Annotated in this window: 13 protein-coding genes and 1 riboswitch; of the genes, 8 read left to right on the top strand and 5 right to left on the bottom strand. The window is 67.4% G+C overall.

Translation table 11 applies throughout. The annotated features are described in order from the left end of the window. The first annotated feature begins 4 nt into the window (after positions 1-4). Positions 5-2149: a 3-hydroxyacyl-CoA dehydrogenase NAD-binding domain-containing protein gene (locus JX552_RS25990; RefSeq protein ID WP_205874670.1), complete on the top strand. Its 2145-nt coding sequence runs from the start codon at positions 5-7 to the stop codon at positions 2147-2149. Between the two features lie 84 nt (positions 2150-2233). After that, positions 2234-3217, top strand: a complete 984-nt coding sequence (locus JX552_RS25985; protein WP_205874669.1) for an LLM class F420-dependent oxidoreductase — start codon at positions 2234-2236, stop codon at positions 3215-3217. Here JX552_RS25985 and JX552_RS33520 read toward each other — a convergent pair. Together JX552_RS33520 and JX552_RS33515 are read right to left on the bottom strand one after the other, a co-directional pair. Next, the gene (locus JX552_RS33520; RefSeq protein ID WP_205874668.1) at positions 3214-5094 is read right to left on the bottom strand and encodes a serine/threonine-protein kinase; all 1881 of its coding nucleotides are present in this window, start codon (positions 5092-5094) and stop codon (positions 3214-3216) included. The two genes, JX552_RS25985 and JX552_RS33520, sit on opposite strands and share 4 nt — an antisense overlap. 4 nt (positions 5095-5098) lie before the next feature. After that, a complete protein-coding gene (locus JX552_RS33515) occupies positions 5099-6994 on the bottom strand; it encodes a serine/threonine-protein kinase (protein ID WP_205874667.1) in 1896 nt (631 codons plus the stop codon). Between the two features lie 146 nt (positions 6995-7140). On the opposite strand from JX552_RS33515, the gene JX552_RS25970 reads away from it, so the two are divergent. Together JX552_RS25970 and JX552_RS25965 are read left to right on the top strand one after the other, a co-directional pair. After that, positions 7141-7554: a Zn-ribbon domain-containing OB-fold protein gene (locus tag JX552_RS25970; RefSeq protein ID WP_205874666.1), complete on the top strand. Its 414-nt coding sequence runs from the start codon at positions 7141-7143 to the stop codon at positions 7552-7554. A 33-nt stretch (positions 7555-7587) separates the two neighbouring features. Next, on the top strand, positions 7588-8733 hold the full coding sequence (locus JX552_RS25965; RefSeq protein ID WP_205874660.1) for a thiolase family protein: 1146 nt from the start codon (positions 7588-7590) through the stop codon (positions 8731-8733). A 39-nt stretch (positions 8734-8772) separates the two neighbouring features. On the opposite strand, the gene JX552_RS25960 is transcribed toward JX552_RS25965, so the two are convergent. Together JX552_RS25960 and JX552_RS25955 are read right to left on the bottom strand one after the other, a co-directional pair. Further along, positions 8773-10422 (bottom strand): DNA repair helicase XPB, encoded by a 1650-nt coding sequence (locus tag JX552_RS25960; protein ID WP_205874658.1) that lies wholly within the window; start codon positions 10420-10422, stop codon positions 8773-8775. 83 nt (positions 10423-10505) lie between these two features. Next, entirely contained in the window at positions 10506-12764 is a 2259-nt protein-coding gene (locus JX552_RS25955) for a helicase-associated domain-containing protein (RefSeq protein ID WP_205874657.1), read from the bottom strand. A gap of 72 nt (positions 12765-12836) precedes the next feature. Here JX552_RS25955 and JX552_RS25950 point away from each other — a divergent pair, with 72 nt between their 5' ends. From JX552_RS25950 to JX552_RS25935, 4 genes are read left to right on the top strand one after another with little or no spacing between them, the layout of a single operon-like run. Beyond that, positions 12837-13028 (top strand): hypothetical protein, encoded by a 192-nt coding sequence (locus tag JX552_RS25950; protein WP_371934305.1) that lies wholly within the window; start codon positions 12837-12839, stop codon positions 13026-13028. A 9-nt stretch (positions 13029-13037) separates the two neighbouring features. Then, positions 13038-13550: a cyclic pyranopterin monophosphate synthase MoaC gene (gene moaC, locus JX552_RS25945; RefSeq protein WP_205874656.1), complete on the top strand. Its 513-nt coding sequence runs from the start codon at positions 13038-13040 to the stop codon at positions 13548-13550. Beyond that, entirely contained in the window at positions 13547-14026 is a 480-nt protein-coding gene (locus tag JX552_RS25940; RefSeq protein WP_431195893.1) for a MogA/MoaB family molybdenum cofactor biosynthesis protein, read from the top strand. Before moaC ends, JX552_RS25940 begins: the two co-directional genes overlap by 4 nt. Beyond that, positions 14023-14448: a molybdenum cofactor biosynthesis protein MoaE gene (locus tag JX552_RS25935; protein WP_205874653.1), complete on the top strand. Its 426-nt coding sequence runs from the start codon at positions 14023-14025 to the stop codon at positions 14446-14448. The genes JX552_RS25940 and JX552_RS25935 overlap by 4 nt, the downstream gene beginning before the upstream one ends. 36 nt (positions 14449-14484) lie before the next feature. Here JX552_RS25935 and JX552_RS25930 read toward each other — a convergent pair whose 3' ends face one another. After that, entirely contained in the window at positions 14485-15324 is an 840-nt protein-coding gene (locus tag JX552_RS25930) for a transglycosylase family protein (protein WP_205874652.1), read from the bottom strand. 9 nt (positions 15325-15333) lie between these two features. Beyond that, positions 15334-15508: riboswitch (cyclic di-AMP (ydaO/yuaA leader) on the bottom strand. Between the last annotated feature and the right edge of the window lie 102 nt (positions 15509-15610).

Here is a 15610-nt window from a genome sequence, read left to right as displayed (position 1 = left end):
GTACATGTCCGACAACACAATTCAGTGGGACAAGGATGCCGATGGCATCGTCACGCTGACCCTGGACGACCCGTCGGGCTCGGCCAACGTCATGAACGAGGGCTACATCGAGTCGATGGGCAAGGCAGTGGATCGCCTTGTCGCCGAGAAGGATTCGATTACCGGCGTGGTGATCACCAGCGCAAAGAAGACGTTCTTCGCCGGCGGTGACGTCAAGAGCATGATCAAGATCGGGCCGGAGAACGCCGGTGAGGCTTTCGATCTGGTGGAGAACGTCAAGAAGCAGCTGCGTACGCTCGAGACCCTGGGCAAGCCTGTGGTGGCGGCACTCAACGGCGCGGCACTGGGCGGCGGCTTGGAGATCGCGCTGGCCTGTCATCACCGCATCGCGGCCGATGTGAAGGGATCGCAGTTCGGCTTTCCCGAGGCGACGTTGGGCCTGCTGCCCGGTGCCGGCGGAGTCACCCGCTCGGTGCGGATGTTCGGCATCCAGAACGCCTTCGTCAACATCCTGTCGCAGGGAACTCGGTTCAAGCCGGCCAAGGCCAAGGAACTCGGCCTGATCGACGAGTTGCTGCCGACGGTCGAGGAACTGGTGCCGGCCGCCAAGGCGTGGATCAAGGCCAACCCGGACAGCCACGAACAGCCCTGGGACAAGAAGGGCTACAAGATGCCCGGCGGCACTCCGTCGTCGCCGTCGCTGGCGTCCATCCTGCCGTCGTTCCCGGCGTTGCTGCGTAAGCAGATCAAGGGTGCGCCGATGCCGGCGCCGAAGGCCATCCTGTCCGCCGCTGTCGAGGGCGCGCAGGTGGACTTCGACACCGCCAGCCGCATCGAGAGCCGGTACTTCACCACGCTGGTCACCGGCCAGGTCTCCAAGAACATGATCCAGGCGTTCTTCTTCGACCTGCAGGCCATCAACGCCGGCAAGTCTCGGCCGGACGGCATCGAGCCGGTCAAGATCAACAAGATCGGTGTGCTCGGGGCCGGCATGATGGGTGCGGGCATCGCCTACGTCTCGGCCAAGGCCGGCTACGACGTGGTGCTCAAGGACGTCAGCATCGAAGCCGCGGAAAAGGGCAAGAGCTACTCGCAGAAGCTGGAAGCCAAGGCGCTCGAACGGGGCCGCACCACGCAGGAGAAGAGCGAGGCCCTGCTGGCGCGGATCACGCCGACCGCCGACCCCGCCGACTTCAAGGGCGTCGACTTCGTGATCGAGGCGGTGTTCGAGAGTCAGGACCTCAAGCACAAGGTGTTCCAGGAGATCGAAGACATCGTCGAGCCCAACGCGCTGTTAGGTTCCAACACCTCGACGCTGCCGATCACCGGCCTGGCGACCGGCGTCAAGCGGCAGGAAGACTTCATCGGGATTCACTTCTTCTCGCCGGTCGACAAGATGCCGCTGGTCGAAATCATCAAGGGTGAGAAGACTTCTGACGAGGCACTGGCCCGGGTGTTCGACTACACACTTGCCATCGGCAAGACTCCGATCGTCGTCAACGACAGTCGCGGCTTCTTCACCTCCCGGGTCATCGGCACCTTCGTCAACGAGGCGCTGGCGATGCTGGGCGAGGGTGTCGAGCCGGCCAGCATCGAGCAGGCCGGATCGCAGGCCGGCTACCCGGCTCCGCCGCTGCAGCTCTCCGACGAGCTCAACCTGGAGCTGATGCACAAAATCGCCGTCGCCACCCGCAAGGGCGTCGAGGACGCCGGCGGCACCTACGAGCCGCACCCGGCGGAAGCCGTGGTGGAGAAGATGATTGAGCTCGGCCGGTCCGGGCGGCTCAAGGGTGCCGGCTTCTATGAGTACCCCGAGGGCAAGCGTTCGGGGTTGTGGACGGGCCTGCGGGAGGCGTTCAAGTCGGGTACCTCGGAGCCGCCGCTGCAGGACATGATCGACCGGATGCTGTTCGCCGAGGCGCTGGAAACCCAGAAGTGCCTCGACGAGAACGTGCTGATGACCACGGCCGACGCGAACATCGGGTCGATCATGGGCATCGGGTTCCCGCCGTGGACCGGTGGCAGCGCGCAGTACATCGTCGGTTACGAGGGTCCGCTCGGCCGCGGGAAGGAAGCCTTTGTGGCCCGTGCCCGCGAGCTGGCCGAGAAGTACGGCGACCGGTTCCTGCCGCCGGACTCACTCACTTAGAGGCTGCCGACCAGACACAAAGTCGCCCTTTCGCCTAGCGAAATGGGCGATTTTGTGTCTGCTCGCCCAAGTAGAGTCCTGGCTATGCGCTTCGGTCTCTTCATCCCGCAAGGCTGGCGGATGGATCTCGTCGGCATCGAACCCGAGCGGCACTGGGCGGTGCTGCGCGATCTGGCGACCTATGCCGACGGCGGCGCGTGGGATTCGCTGTGGGTCTATGACCACTTCCACACCGTGCCGCTGCCCAGCGACGAAGCGACCCACGAGGCGTGGTCGCTGATGTCGGCCTACGCCGCCGTCACATCGCGAATCAAGCTGGGCCAGATGTGCACCGCGATGAGTTATCGCAACCCGGTGTATCTTGCCAAAGTCGCGGCCACCGTCGATATCATTTCCGGCGGCCGCATCCAGATGGGCATCGGGGGCGGCTGGTACGAGCACGAATGGCGGGCCTACGGTTACGGATTCCCATCAGCCGGGGTGCGGCTGGCGCGCCTGGACGAGGGCGTGCAGATCATGCGCGATGCCTGGCGGGACGGGCGAGTTAGCTTCGACGGCAAGCAGTATCAGGTAGACGACGCGATCGTGGCTCCGAAGCCGTTGCAGAGAAATGGTATTCCGTTGTGGATTGCCGGCGGGGGCGAGAAGGTGACGTTACGCATCGCCGCCGCCTATGCGCAGTACACCAACTTCACCCCCGACCTCGAAGCATTCGCCCACAAGTCCGCGGTGCTCGCCGAACACTGCCGCAAGCTGGGCACCGACTTCGACGCGATCGTGCGATCGGCCAACTTCACCGCCGTGGTGGGCACCTCCGAAGCCGACGTCGCCGACCGCAAGCAGCGGGTGCGCGACCGCTTGGCCGGTTATGTCCCGGACGCGGTGGCGGATTCGATGGTCGGCGGCATGCCGGATTCGGCGATGGGCACCACGGAGCAGGTGATCGAGGGGCTCGGTAGGGTCCGTGATCTCGGCTGCGAGTACGCGATCTGCTATTTCCCGGAGGCCGCCTTCGACCGCTCCGGCATCGAGTTGTTCGAGCGGGAAGTGATCCCAGCGCTGAGTTAATCGCCGGTGCGGGTGAAGGTTTCGTCGAAGGTGGTGTTGATCGCGCACGCCCCGGTCTGCTCCTGGTGTCCGTGTCCGCTGAGTACCGAGATCGGATCCTGCGGCGGTTGTGGTAGCGGGAACTCCGCGATAACGCTGAAATGCGTTGTGCCACCCGCTGGGCACTGGTAATCGGTGTTCGCGGCCAGGGCCCAGGCGCCGTTGGCGAACAACAGCGGAGAGTCGCCCGAGGGTCCGTGGAAGTAGCTCATACACCGCTCGCCGGTGCGCAGGCATGCGGTGGTGACGGCGGAATCTCCTGGCTGCGGGGGGATGGGGGCGGCGAAGGTGCGCAGCACACGATACTGGCCGTGCAACGCTTCGGCCGGGGACACCACCCGCGGTGCCACGGTGGCCGGATCGGCGACGGTGTCAACATCGAGATCGCCTGTGCGGGTGAAGGTTACCGGCCTCTTGTCCCGGCAGTTGCTCGCGCTGGTCCGGCTGAACTCGCCGGTGAGCTTGCCGTCGGGACCCAGCTCCAGGGTGAACACCTGCCAGAATTCGGACGGCGCGGAGCGGCACTGATCGGTGATGACGGCCACTGCCAGCCAGCGTCCGCCGATCTCGTCGAACACCAAGGGCGTGGCGAACCCGCTGCCGCCGCCCAGGTAAGCCGCCGTCGCGACGCATGCGGTGCTTCTGCACGCCGAGCGCAGCCCGTAGCTACCCGTGGCCGGTCCCGGTCCGCCGCCGTTGCCGTCGAGATCGGTTGCGGCGCCGAAATCCGCTTGATATCGGCCGTCCAACGGTCCGGGGGTTGGTGGCAGAGAAGAGGTGCTGGACGGCGTGCCGACCGGTGTGGCAGACGTCGGCGCCGATGATGTGGCCGGTGCTGTGGTGGTGACCGGCTCAGGTGCGAATTTGACCGCGAAGATGCCCCCGGCGACCAGGGCCACCATACCCACGGCGGCGGCGATCAGGACACCTGGTCGTTTCCGGCGCGGGCGGACGAGGGGCGCGGTGACGACGGGGTAGGGCGCGGTGATCTGAGAGCCGGACGCCAGGTGGCCGCGCAGCGCGGCGGCGAACTCGCTGCAGGTGGTGAACCGGTCTGACGGTTGTTTGGCCATGGCCCGCGCGAACACCGGATCGAGCCCGAGCAGCTCGGCACGCTGGGCCCCCAGCGACGGGGGTGGGGCGTACAGGTGGTGGGTGATAACGACCGCGAGGTTGGCGTCCGGGTAGGGGGGCGCGCCGGTCAGAAGGTGAAAAGCGGTGCATGCCAACGCATATTGATCGGCGCGTCCGTCGACCGGATCACCTTTGAGTTGCTCGGGGGCGGCGTAGGCCACGGTGCCGACGGCCACGTTGGTCTCGGTCAGCCCCGCCGAATCGTCAATGCGTCGCGCGATGCCGAAATCGGCCAGATAGATTCGCCCGTTCTGGCCGTCGGGGTCGGCCAGCAGGATGTTCGCCGGCTTGACGTCGCGGTGCAACAGGCCGCGGTCGTGGGCGTAGTCGAGCGCCGACGCGACCGCGGTGACAATGTCGAGTACCTCTTCGACCGGCATGCCCGTCGCGTAGCGCTCGTCCAGCCTCCGGGAGGCGTCGGTGCCGGCCACGTAATCCATCGATATCCAGAACTGGCCGTCGTGTTCACCGCGGTCCTGGACCCCCACGATGTGCGGATGGGACAAGCCCGCGGCCAGGTCGGCCTCACGAGCGAACCGCGCCCGGTACTCCGCGTCGTTGGTGAATTCCGCGGGCAGCACCTTCAGCGCGTCCTCACGCGGTAGCCGCGGATGCGTCGCCAGATACACCGTGCCCATGCCACCGGCACCGAGCACACGCAAGATCTGGTATCCGGCGAACTCCTGGCCGGCGCGCAGTGACACGATGCTAATCGCCTGTGCGCGTGAATATCTCGTCGAAGTCCACGTTGACCGCGCAGGTTCCCGTCTGAGTCCAGTGGCCGTGACCGGCCAGCGACATCAACGTTTCCGGCACCGGTTGTGGCAGCGGGAAAGTTGCGCTGGCCCGCAGCGTCGCCGGGTTGCCGTCCGGACATGTGCCGGTGCTCAGGTCGTCCCACGTCCAGCCGCCACCGGCGAAGATCAGCGGGACGTCACCGGACTTATTGTGAAAGTAGCTCATGCACCGATCGCCGGTGCGTAGGCAATTGGTGGCGATCGCCGACTCGCCCAACTGCTGCGGGTTCCCGCCCGCAAAAGTCCGTGTCAGTTGGTAGCGGCCGTGGAACGCCTCGGCCACCGAGACGACCCGCGGCGGCAGGGTGGCCGGGTCGGGAAGCCCGGGCGCGGCGTCGCCGGTGCGGGTGAATGTCACCGTCCGTTTCTCCTGGCAATTGTTGCGGGCCGTACGGGTCTGCTCGCCGGTGAGGGTTCCGTCGGGCCGGGCCTGTAGCGTGAACACCTCCCAGATCTCGCTGGTGTTGTCACGGCACGGGTGGGTGGACAGGGCCACTGCCACCCAGTTGCCGGCCAGCTCGTCGAACACCATGGTCGAGGCGAATGCCGCGTCGCCCTTCAGGCGTGATGCCGTTGCCACACACCCGGCGCCTCCGCACACCGAGCGCACCCCGTAGGTTCCCGTGCTGGGGCGCGCATCGGGAACCGGTTTGCCGTCCAAGTCGGTGACCGCACCGAAGTCGGCGCGGTAATTGCCGGTGAACGGGCCCTGCGCCGCTGCCGGCGTGGGCGGCGGAGCCGCTGTCGGCGAGCCCAGCGGTGGGGCGGTGTGCTTACCGGAATGGGTGAGTTTGCTGCCGGCGAAGACACCGCCGACGATCAGCAACGCGACGGCCACCAGGATGCTGAACAACACAGCCGGGCGCCGTGCCCAGCCTCTCGGTTCCGGGTCGGTCTGGCTGAGTAGGGAGATCGAGGGCTGGGTCTGCCGGGCGTGCAGGTTGATCGGAGTGTCGTAGTCGTACGGCGCAAGGTGCTTGGTCAGTTCCAGGGCGAAGTCGCTGCAGCTGGCGTAGCGGCCGTTGGGGTCCTTGGACATCGCGATGGCGAATACCGGGTCCAGCGCGCCCAACTCGGGGCGGCGGGTGCCGATCGAGGGCGGTGGCGAACTGATCTGCTGGGTGATCACCACCGTAGGACTGCTGTCGGTGAAGGGCGGAGCACCGGTGAGCAGGTGGTAAGCCGTGCACGCCAGCGCATATTGGTCGGTGCGCCCGTCGACGGGCTCGCCCTTGAGCTGCTCGGGCGCGGCGTAGGCGACCGTGCCCACCGCCACGTTGACGGCTGTGATGGCCGTCGCGTCATCGATTCGGCGCGCGATGCCGAAGTCGGCCAGATAGATTCGGCGGGCCTGCCCGCCGTCGGGGTCGGTGAGCAGGATGTTGGCGGGTTTGACGTCGCGGTGCAGCAGTCCACGATGATGGGCGTAGTCCAGCGCCGAGGCGACGGCGGAGATGATGGCGATGACTTCGTCGATCGGCATACCCCGCTGATAGCGCTCGTTCAGCAGGTGGGAGGCGTCGGTGCCGGCGACGTAGTCCATCGAGATCCACAACTGGCCGTCGTTCTCGCCACGGTCATAGATCCGCACGATGTGGGGATGTGACAAGCCTGCCGCCAGGTCGGCTTCGCGGGCGAACCTGGTCCGGTACTCGGGATCGGCCGTGTATTCCGGCGCCAACACCTTCAGCGCGTCCTCGCGCGGCAGGCGCGGATGGGTCGCTAGATATACCCGGCCCATCCCGCCAGCACCCAGCACTCGCAGGATCGTGTACCCGGCGAACTCCTGGCCTACCTCAAGGGACATGGCCAAATGGTAATTGCTGCCATTTTCCGGCGGTGCCGAACGATCCCTCTGCGCCGGGACGTGCGAGAATGCAATTTCCATTTTTATCGAACACTGTTGTACCTTTTTGTGAGTCGCATTATTCTCGTGCTTCACGGAGGACCTCGATGCAGAAGGCGCTGGCCCCTGAAATCACTACCTGGCCCGACGAGAACCCACAGCTGATCGGCAGCCGCTGCGCTTGCTGCGGGGCAACCACTTTCCCGGTGCAGCGGCACTGTCCGCGCTGTAGTGGCAGCGAGATGGCCGACGTGCTGCTGCCGCGTCGCGGCACGCTGATCGCGTGGACCACTCAGGGCTTCCCGCCCGGTGCGCCGTATGCCGGGCCGGTCGGCAAGGACTTCGTGCCATTCGGGGTGGGGCTGGTCCAACTCGGCGACGTGATCCGAGTCGAGGGCCGGCTCACCGAGAACAATCCGGCCAAGCTGCGGTTCGGCCAGGAGGTCGAACTCACGATGGTGCCGTTGAACCGGGACGACGACGGCGCCGAGCTCATGACCTTCGCGTTCCAGCCGGTCTAGAGCGGGTTGCTGCGTACCGAGAGGAGTCTTCGGATGACCAACGATGTCGCCATCATCGGTGTCGGCCTGCACCCCTTCGGCAGGTTCGACAAGACGGCCATGGAGATGGGCGCCGAGGCCATTCAGTCCGCCTTGGCGGACGCCGGTGTGGCGTGGAAGGACATCCAGTTCGGCTTCGGCGGCAGTCACGAGGTGTCCAACCCCGACGCGGTGACCCGCTTGGTCGGGCTCACGGGCATCACGTTCACCAACGTCTTCAATGCCTGTGCCACTGCTGCCAGCGCCATCCAACAGACCGCTGACACTATTCGGTTAGGCAAGTACGACCTCGGGATCGCGATCGGATTGGACAAGCACCCGCGTGGCGCGTTCACCGATGACCCCGCCAAACTTGCGCTGCCGCAGTGGTATGCGCAGAACGGGCAGTTCGTCACCACGAAGTTCTTCGGCATGAAGGCCAACAAGTACATCCACGACCACAACATCTCCCAGACAACGCTCGCCAAGGTGGCCGCCAAGAACTTCCGCAATGGCGCGATGAATCCGAAAGCGTTCCGCCGCAAGGCCATCCCGGAGGAGGAGATCCTCAACTCGACGGTGCTTAACTATCCACTCACGCAGTACATGTTCTGCGCGCCCGACGAGGGAGCCGCGGCGGTGATCATGTGCCGGGCCGACCTGGCGCACAAGTACACCGACAAACCCGTGTATGTGCGGGCCTGCGAGATCCGCACCCGCCGGTACGGCGCCTACGAAGTGCACGCGACGTTCGCGCCGCTGGACGGCGACGCTTCCCCGACGGTGTATGCCGCCAGGGCCGCCTACGAGGCGGCCGGCATCGGACCGGAGGACGTCGACGTGGCGCAGTTGCAGGACACCGACGCCGGCGCAGAGGTGATCCACATGGCCGAGACGGGACTGTGCGCGGACGGCGAGCAGGAGAAGCTGATTGTCGACGGTGCCACCGAGATTCACGGCTCGATCCCGGTCAACACCGACGGGGGTCTCATCGCCAACGGGGAACCCATCGGTGCCTCCGGGCTCCGGCAGATGCACGAGCTGGTCCGGCAGCTGCGCGGCGAGGCCGGCGAGCGCCAGGTGCCGGGCAACCCGCGGGTGGGCCTAGCCCAGGTCTACGGCGCACCGGGTACCGCGTCGGCGACCATCCTGTCCCTCTAGTCCCACGCCGAACAGACGCTCTTGCGTCTGCTCGCGGTCCTAGATCGCCGGGCCCAGCAGGTCGTCGGCGTCGCGAATGATGTATCCGTAGCCCTGCTCGGCCAGGAAGCGCTGTCGGTGTGCGGCATATTCGGCGTCCAGGCTGTCGCGCGCCACCACCGAGTAGAAGATGGCGCCGCCGCCGTCGGCCTTGGGCCGCAGCAACCGGCCCAACCGTTGCGCCTCCTCCTGGCGTGATCCGAATGTTCCCGAAACCTGCACCGCGACAGAGGCTTCCGGCAGATCGATGGAGAAGTTGGCCACCTTGGACACCACCAGGGTGGTGATCTCGCCACGGCGGAACTGGTCGAACAGGTCCTCGCGTTCCCGGGTCTTCGTCGAACCCTGGATCACCGGGGCGCCGAGCTCGGCACCCAATTCATCGAGCTGATCGAGGTAGGCGCCGATCACCAGCGTCTGCTCGCCGGGGTGATTCTTCAGAATCGACTTGACCACAGCGATTTTGGTGTGCACCGTCGAACACAGCTTGTAGCGTTCCTCGGGTTCGGCGGTGGCGTAGATCATCCGTTCGTTGTCGGTCATGGTGACCCGGACTTCCACGCACTCGGCCGGTGCGATCCAGCCCTGGGCCTCGATGTCCTTCCACGGCGCGTCATACCGCTTCGGCCCGATGAGCGAGAACACGTCGCCCTCGCGGCCGTCCTCGCGGATCAGGGTGGCGGTCAGGCCCAGGCGGCGCTTGGACTGCAGATCGGCGGTCATCCGGAACACCGGTGCCGGCAGCAGGTGCACTTCGTCGTAGACGATGAGCCCCCAGTCACGGCTGTCGAACAACTCCAGGTGCCGATACTCGCCCTTGGTGCGGCGGGTGATCATCTGGTAGGTCGAGATGGTGACAGGCCGAATCTCCTTGCGTTCACCGGAGTATTCGCCGATCTCGTCCTCGGTCAGCGAGGTGCGCGCCACCAGCTCCCGTTTCCACTGCCGGGCCGCCACGATGTTGGTGACCAGAATCAGCGTCGTCGCTTGGGCCTTGGCCATCGCGGCGGCGCCGACCAGCGTCTTGCCGGCACCGCAGGGCAGCACTACCACGCCCGAGCCACCGGCCCAGAACGAGTCGGCGGCCAGCTGCTGGTAGTCGCGCAGTTCCCACCCGTCGGGTTCCAGGCTGATCGGGTGTGCTTCGCCGTCCACATAACCGGCGAGATCCTCTGCCGGCCAGCCGATCTTGAGGAGCATCTGCTTGACCCGGCCACGCTCGCTGGGGTGGACGGTGACCGTGTCGTCGTCAATGCGGGCGCCCAGCATCGGCGCGATCTTCTTGTGGCGCAGCACTTCTTCGAGAACGGCCCGGTCGAAGCTCACCAGCGTCAAGCCGTGCGCTGGGTGCTTGACCAGTTGCAGGCGGCCGTACCGTGCCATGGTGTCGACGATGTCGACCAGCAGCGGTTGGGGCACCGCGTAGCGGGAGAAGCTGACCAGCGCGTCGACCACCTGCTCGGCATCGTGGCCGGCGGCGCGGGCGTTCCACAGGGCCAGCGGCGTGATGCGATAGGTGTGGATGTGCTCGGGTGCGCGTTCCAGTTCGGCGAACGGTGCGATGGCGGCGCGCGCCGCGCCGGCCTGCTCGTGGTCGACCTCGAGCAGCACCGTTTTGTCGGACTGCACGATCAACGGCCCGTCAGTCATGGGCGCTGCTCCTCTCCCCCGCAAGCGGGTGGTGCCCCCAGTCGCTGCGTCCCCGGCAGGCGGTGCGCGGGGAGCAACGTCCATTATCCTTCGTCGGCCGACATCACCGATGTGATGCGGTGGATGGCGAAGTCCCGCATCCGCCCGGACCCCGAGTCGAAGGCCACCAGCTGGCCGCCGCGCACCACGATCGGGGACACCACCCGCTGAGTGGCCACACCCGCGGCGTCGAGATAGCCGATGAGCACCGTGTCCTGGTCTTTGGCGGCACGCTGCAACAGCGACATCGACACCGCCGGGTCGACGCGGATGTTGCCGAACGGGGCGGCGGTCACCTTGCGCAGCACCCCGACGACGGCGTGCAGCGTTTCGCTGTTCGGTCGGGGGACCGGCCGGTAGGCCCGGCGGTGCACCGGTGCGGGTACCCGCGCGCCGCGGCTGCGCACGTCGACAATCGCGCCGGTGGAGTCTTCGGCCGCCGGGGCGAACCCCGCCGTGCGCAACGCGGTGAGCACTTCGGCGATGTTCGCCGGTGACACCGCCACCGTCGGGGCCAGCGCCCGCAGCTGAAGCCCCTCGGTGGCCGGTGCCGCGACCGCCTGCGCCAGCAGCGCCGGGTCCTCACAGCGCACGAACGACGAGGCCATTCCGATTCGCAATTGACCGTGCCGGCGGGCCACGTCATCGATGAGATAGGTAAGGCCCTGTGGCACCGGCGTTTTGGAGTGGTCGACGAAGAACGCTTGCATCCAGTCCCGGGTTCTGCCGATGTCCAGCGCATGCCGGATCGATTGTTCGCTGACTCGGAAGACCATTGCCGCGCCGGCTGATTCGACGGTGGCGACGGTGGCCAGGTCGTCGGCCAGATCACGTTCCAGCGGACCCGGTACCACCACGGTCAGGTCGGCCTGGACCAGGAAGTGGTCGATCGGTTTGGGCAGAGCCCGGGTCATCGCGTCGACGACCACCGCAGGGTCCGCGTCGTCCTCGAGCAGGGCGCGGCCCGGCGTGCTGATCGCTCCCCGCCCGATCAGTCCCACCGCGTGGCCCTCGGCCAGTAAGTCGGCGACCGGTTCGGGCTGTAGCCGTCGGACCCAGCGCGGCCGTCGCCAGATCAACGCTGCCGACGCCGTTTTCGCATCGACACCGGCGCCGGGCGGCAACCCGGCCAGCAATTCCAGGAGAAGTTGCCGGTCCAGCGGAGCCGCGGTGGAGAACAGTGAATTCGACAGTGCGCCGAAGGGTTTGCCGTCGGGACCGCGGCCGCCGATCAGCGTCGGCCGGCAGGTCAAGTCCAGCCAGGTGGTGGCCAGCAGATACCAGCGGTCGGAGCCGGCCAGGGTGCTGAACCGGTCGGCCGCCGGGGTGGGCGCCCAATAGGGTCCTTCGCCGTGGGTAGGTTCGGGATCGGGCATGCCGCTGGCTATCAATCCCGCCGCCGCGGCCAGCTCCAGGATGAGGCCCAGCCGGGCCTCTTCCATCCCGGTCACCTTCGCCAGCCGCTTGAGTTCGCGAATACCTAGGCCGCCGCTGCGCAGCTCGGAAACCGGTGCGCTACTGAGGGTCTCGAGGAGCACGTCGACTTGTCGGAGCAGGTCGATGACGGCGCCGGCGGCCGCGGCGTCGGCGTCGACCGCCTTGACGGTCGACACCACGGGGTCGGGTTCGGTGAGCTGCGCCGGACCGGGCGACTCGCCGCGCAGCACCTGGGCGACGTGCCGGGGCAGGATCACCGTCTCGGCATCGACGCGCCGCAGCAGGCCCGTGGCCAGCAGCTGTGGCACCGGCCGGTCCATCGGAGCGCCGGGCGCCGCGTCACGGGTGCGTCCCATCGGGGACCCTTCGAGCAGCTTCTCCAGGACTTCGCGCTGGGCGTCGTCGGCCGCGGCGATCAGCGCCGCGATCTGCTCCCCGGTGTGCGTGCGGTCCTCGAGCGTCACCTGCCCGGGATGCCACGGCAACGCTGCCCCGGCGTCGGCGGCCACCCGCACCGTGGTTTCACCCCAGACCAGGGCGCGGTTCTTCAGGTCCTCCAGCGCGGTTGTCACGTCCGACTCCGGCGCGAGTTCGCCGAGCAGGGCCGTCAACGTGGTGACCGGGACGGGTTCGGCGTCGGCTTGCAGCACCAGTAGGGCGTCGAGCACCGCCAGCCGCAGAAAATCCAGGTCGTCGGTGGCGGCCTTGACCGACTGACGCGCCTGCGCGCGCGCGGCCAGCGCCGCGATGCTGCCGGGGGGTGGCTGGGCAAGGTCCGGCCGCAACGTCAACAGCAGGATCAGCCGCTCGTCGGGCAGGTCGGCCAGCCAGGACCCCAGCGGGATATCCGGGGTGTGTTCGGTCATCGCTGATCCAGCCTAGGCGTGAGGTTCAACCTTCCGCCGCGGACGGTGGACGGAGGTGTCAGAATAGACCGCGTGGCTGACTCGAAGGCGCGCAAAGAGAAGTATGTGGACCCCGGCTGGCCCACGACGGACCCGGACGACCATGCAGTGAGCGAACTCGTGACGGACCGCACGGGTGCACTCTCGCCGTTCGGTGAAGTGGTGTTTCCGGTGCCTGCCGAGGAGTTGCCCTACGTCCATCCGGTGACGGTCGCCACCTGGTAGGCCGTCGGCATGTCGGGGGCTGGGGCCTACGAAGAGCGCTCTGCGGCCCCCGGGTCGGCGCTGTCGCACCTGGACGAGCGTGGCGCGGCGCACATGGTCGACGTCACGGAAAAGGGCACCACGCGGCGCACCGCCATCGCCGCCGGGCTGTTGCGCACCACGGCTGACGTTGTCGCGCTGATTTCGGCGGGTGGCCTGCCGAAAGGTGATGCGCTGGCTACCGCCCGGGTGGCGGGCATCCTGGCCGCCAAACGCACCAGCGATCTGATCCCGCTGTGTCATCAGCTCGCGCTGACCAAGGTCGATGTTGACTTCACCGTGGGAGAGTCGGATGTTGAGATCGAAGCTACGGTGCGTAGCACCGACCGGACGGGGGTAGAGATGGAAGCCCTGACCGCTGTCAGTGTGGCGGCCCTGACCCTGTACGACATGATCAAGGCAGTCGACCCGGCCGCTCGGCTGGACGATATCCGGGTGCTCAGCAAAGAGGGCGGCCGCAGCGGAAGTTGGACGCGGCCGTGAGCCGCACCGCACGCGTCGTGATCGCCTCGACCCGCGCCTCGGCGGGGGTGTACGCCGATGAATGTGGACCCATCATCACCGAATGGCTGGAACAGCGCGGGTTTCTCCCGACCCACCCTCGGGTGGTGGCGGACGGCGCCGACGTGGGTGACGCGCTGCACGACGGGCTCGAGGCCGAGGTCGACGTGATCATCACCTCCGGGGGCACCGGAATCGCGCCCACCGACACCACACCGGAACAGACGGTGGCGGTGCTGGATTACATGATCCCCGGCTTGGCCGACGCCATTCGACAGTCCGGGTTGCCGAAGGTGCCGACGTCGGTGCTGTCCCGCGGTGTGTGCGGGGTGGCGGGCAAGACGCTGGTCGTCAATCTGCCGGGCTCACCGGGTGGGGTGCGAGACGGTCTCGGCGTGCTCGACGGCGTGCTCATCCATGCTCTCGAACAGCTCGCCGGCGGGGATCACAAGCGATGACGACGGTCCTGCGCGCCGCGGTGACCGACCAGCCAATCTCCCTCGCCGAACATGAGGCACTGGTGAATCATCAGTCCGCCGGAGCGGTGGTTGGATTTGTCGGCATGATCCGCGATCACGCCGGCGGCCGCCCGGTGGTGCGGCTGGAGTATTCTGCCCACCCGTCGGCCCAGGACGTGTTCGCCGAGGTAGTCGCCGAGGTCGCCGGTCACGCCGACGGGGTACGGGCAGTGGCCGCCAGCCATCGCGTCGGCGCCTTAAGCATCGGCGAAGCAGCTCTGGTGGCCGCCGTGGCGGCCGATCATCGTCAGGCGGCGTTCGCCACCTGCGCACGCCTGGTCGACGCCATCAAGGAGCGATTGCCGGTGTGGAAGCACCAGTTCTTCGACGATGGTTCGGACGAATGGGTGGGTTCGGCCTGATCCTGGGTGCGAGCCCTCGAAACAGACCCGAGCTGACTAGCTGACGGGACCCGCTACCAGGGCGTCGAGCGCGTCATTGCCGGCGATGTCCTGGCCGACGATGGCTTGCCACAGCTGCTGGTGGTAGCCGACCTCCGCGACCTGGTGGATCTCCACCGGCGCGTTCTCGTCGCCGGCAGCCGGCTGGAAACCGGTGTCCACGACCACCGGGGCGGGCGGAGCCGGCTCGTCGGCGGGGGCCGGCGACAGGTCGCCGGGCGCGGGAGCCAGGTCGGCCGGAGCGGGCGGCAGGTCGGCCGGAGCCGGTGGCAAGTCGGCCGGAGCCGGCGGCAACTCGGCCGGCGCGGGGGGCAGGTCGGCCGGCGCGGGCGCCAGCGCGAGGTCGTTGCCGGCCATCTGCACCTCGGGCGCGGGGGCCTCGACCGGCGGCGGCGCGTCCGGAACCTGCTCACCGTTGAGCGCGGGAGCGTCGACCGGTTGGTTCAGTGCGGCCGGTTCGGGGTTGCGGGGCGACGGGGCCGACAGCGGGGTTCCGCACACCGGCCAGGCGCCGCGGCCCTGCGTGGCGAGCACGCGCTCGGCGATGGCAATCTGCTGGTCCTTAGTGGCCAGCTGGGCCGACGGGGCGAACTCGGTGCCGCCGTGTGAGGCCCAGGTGCCGGCCGCGAACTGCACGCCGCCGTAGAACCCATTACCTGTGTTGATTGCCCAGTTGCCGCCAGATTCGCAACGGGCAACCGCGTCCCATTCGGCATCGGTGGCTGCCGTGGCCTGACCGGCCATAGCGATGCCGCCGCCACCGAGGACCGCACCGGTGAAGGCGATCTTGGCGACGCTGACGCTCGAGGTAGTGGGCTTGCGGTGACGTCCAGTCATACGCTCGGTAATTCCTCTCGGTAACACGCTTGCGAGGTCAGCTGTCGGGTTCGGATGGGAGAGGTCACCCGGCCAGTCGTTCACCGTTGATACGACGTTGGCTTCACCCCAAGGGGCCGTAACAGCCCCGGTCCGATCTCGGTGGACCTGGTGGGTCCCCCGCCTCCATCCGCGGGTCGGAATCCCTCGCCTACGGGATGGAGCTCAGCGCGCTGTAGGTGAAGGAGAACTCATCGCTCGGGTTGGGTTTGATGAGCCTCCCGAGACGGTAGCGGGTTACGACGAT

It is taken from the genome of Mycobacterium gordonae (genome assembly GCF_017086405.1).
GTDB classification, from domain to species: domain Bacteria; phylum Actinomycetota; class Actinomycetes; order Mycobacteriales; family Mycobacteriaceae; genus Mycobacterium; species Mycobacterium gordonae_D.
Note: the sequence above shows the minus strand (reverse complement) of the source record. Positions and strands in the feature narration are given on the sequence as shown.

Coding starts and splice junctions, on each gene's coding strand:
- JX552_RS25990 (WP_205874670.1), top strand. CDS start 5: ATGTCCGACAACACAATTCAGTGGGACAAGGATGCCGATGGCATCGTC.
- JX552_RS25985 (WP_205874669.1), top strand. CDS start 2,234: ATGCGCTTCGGTCTCTTCATCCCGCAAGGCTGGCGGATGGATCTCGTC.
- JX552_RS33515 (WP_205874667.1), bottom strand. CDS start 6,994: ATGTCCCTTGAGGTAGGCCAGGAGTTCGCCGGGTACACGATCCTGCGA.
- JX552_RS25970 (WP_205874666.1), top strand. CDS start 7,141: ATGCAGAAGGCGCTGGCCCCTGAAATCACTACCTGGCCCGACGAGAAC.
- JX552_RS25965 (WP_205874660.1), top strand. CDS start 7,588: ATGACCAACGATGTCGCCATCATCGGTGTCGGCCTGCACCCCTTCGGC.
- JX552_RS25960 (WP_205874658.1), bottom strand. CDS start 10,422: ATGACTGACGGGCCGTTGATCGTGCAGTCCGACAAAACGGTGCTGCTC.
- JX552_RS25955 (WP_205874657.1), bottom strand. CDS start 12,764: ATGACCGAACACACCCCGGATATCCCGCTGGGGTCCTGGCTGGCCGAC.
- moaC (WP_205874656.1), top strand. CDS start 13,038: ATGTCGGGGGCTGGGGCCTACGAAGAGCGCTCTGCGGCCCCCGGGTCG.
- JX552_RS25935 (WP_205874653.1), top strand. CDS start 14,023: ATGACGACGGTCCTGCGCGCCGCGGTGACCGACCAGCCAATCTCCCTC.
- JX552_RS25930 (WP_205874652.1), bottom strand. CDS start 15,324: ATGACTGGACGTCACCGCAAGCCCACTACCTCGAGCGTCAGCGTCGCC.